2 protein-coding genes and 1 pseudogene are annotated in these 2,030 nt (G+C 55.4%); 1 reads left to right on the top strand and 2 read right to left on the bottom strand.

Annotated elements, in window-relative coordinates; genetic code table 11:
* Positions 1 to 135: pseudogene (locus tag ACXJ5O_RS25335) on the bottom strand (ABC transporter substrate-binding protein); the annotation flags it as partial.
* A 304-nt stretch (positions 136 to 439) separates the two neighbouring features.
* Between ACXJ5O_RS25335 and ACXJ5O_RS25340 the strand changes: the two are divergent.
* Positions 440 to 1,351: a LysR family transcriptional regulator gene (locus ACXJ5O_RS25340; RefSeq protein ID WP_457302318.1), complete on the top strand. Its 912-nt coding sequence runs from the start codon at positions 440 to 442 to the stop codon at positions 1,349 to 1,351.
* Here ACXJ5O_RS25340 and ACXJ5O_RS25345 read toward each other — a convergent pair.
* Positions 1,352 to 2,030: NAD(P)/FAD-dependent oxidoreductase (locus ACXJ5O_RS25345; protein ID WP_457302319.1), on the bottom strand; the 679-nt coding region annotated here is incomplete at its 5' end.

Here is a 2,030-nt window from a genome sequence, read left to right on the forward strand (position 1 = left end):
GCCGAAGTCCGCATATACACCGGACTGATCGTTCAGGATGCCGATCTTGACCTTGCCATCGGAAATCTCGGCGCTTGCTGCAGGAATGACCGTGGCTGCCATCAGGGCAGCAGTTGCAATTGCTAGTAACTTCATTCGTATCTCCTCCCAAAGATTGACCGCTCACAGGATCATCGCATGATGGCTGTCGCGGACGGAACGGTTCAAATTGAAAACGTCAACAGAGATGCCGCGGATCCCGCCCGCATCCCGCTAGTTGTTTATCCTCCTCAATCCAGCTTTGGCTTTCCAAGCCGGACAATACTCATCCCATGATTGCGCTGTTTCTTCCGACCGGCAACCATGATGTCAAAAAAACTCTAACATTGACAAATAGGTACACAAACATCTATTTGTGCACATAATAAGTACAAAAATGTACATTCATTGAAAGAGTGCCATGCGGCAGTTTACCTGGGACGATCTGCAATATTTTCTCGCCGTTGCGCGTACCGGACAATTGACCACTGCGGCGCGAAGGCTGCGCACCAATCACGTCACCGTTTCAAGAAGGATAGACCGGCTGGAAGAAGCCTTGTCGGCGCGGCTGTTCGAGCGCAACCCGCGGGGTTATATCCTGACGGCGCTCGGAGAGAAGCTTATCGAGTCTGCCGAAATTGTGGAGCGCGAGGCCGATCGATTCCAGAACGAGGCCTCCGGGGGAACGATTTCCCTAAGCGGCGTCGTCCGCCTCAGTATATTGGAAGGGTTTGCCAATTTCTTCTTGGCGGACCGACTGCCACTCATGGCGCAGTCCTATCCAAGTCTCTCCATAGAAATGGTGACGATCCAGCAGATCGTGTCCCTATCGCGGCGCGAGGCGGATTTGTCGATCACGCTGCATGCGACACGGACAGGTCCGTACTATCAGGAAAAGCTGATGCCCTACCGCCTCTTCATCTATGGATCGAAGGACTACCTCTCACGTCATCCGGAGATCAAACAGCAATCAGACCTCTCCAGTCACCAGTTCATTGGCTATATCGAAGACATGATCTTCACGCCAGGTCTCGATTACATGCGCGAGATATTGCCGGGGTTGCGCGCGTCATACCAGAGTTCCAGCATCTTTGCCCAGCTCAGCGCGACACGATCAGGTTTCGGGCTGTGCATCCTCCCCTATTACATCGCCTGCAATTACCCCGAGTTAGTACCTGTCATGCCGAGGCAGCTCCATCTCAACCGGGACTATTGGCTGATTTGCCACGAGGATATTGTCAGCACACCGCGCATCCGCGTTTTGAGTAATTTCATCAAGTCCGAACTGGAGAACCAGGCTGAGATATTTGGTGGTCAATCGCTTCTGGCGTGATCAGCCAAAGCGGACGGGCGATAATTTTGCGAGGAGTGCTTCGACGGCACGTTCCGGATCTCGTCTCGCAATGAGCGCCGCTGCGAGCGTCGAGAGTGCAGGGGAGGTTTGAATGCCGTAACCGCCTTGACCGGCGAGCCAGAAAAAGCCATCGACCTCACCGTCGAAACCGGCCACGGGCGTCCGGTCCGGCGCGAAAGTGCGCAAGCCTGCCCAACTGCTCTCGACACGGGTAACCGCTACGGTGACAGCCTGCTCGAACCGATAGAGGCCTTCTGCGAGGATCATATCATCGACATAAGCATCATGCGGATCAACCGGTGTCTCATCGCAGGGTGAAACGAATATTCGTCCCCCATCGGGCTTCATGTACCAGGCTTCATTTACATCATCCACGAGCGGCCAGCTTCTGGTGTCATGGCCCTCCGGAGCGGGCAATACTGCAATGGACCGGCGCATCGGCGTTAGCCCAAGCGGGCGAGCGCCGAAGAGTCCAGCAGTGATATCCGCCCACGCACCCGATGCGTTGACCACAGTTTTGGCCCGGAATATGCGGTCGCCCGTTTCCACCTGCCATTCACCGGCGATATGCTTCGCACCGACAACTTCCGATTTCGTGTAGAGCTGAACGCCGGACCCGGTTGCTTTCCGCAGCCAGCCCTGATGCAGAGCGTTGACG

The sequence above is a fragment of the Phyllobacterium sp. P5_D12 genome, assembly GCF_054049495.1.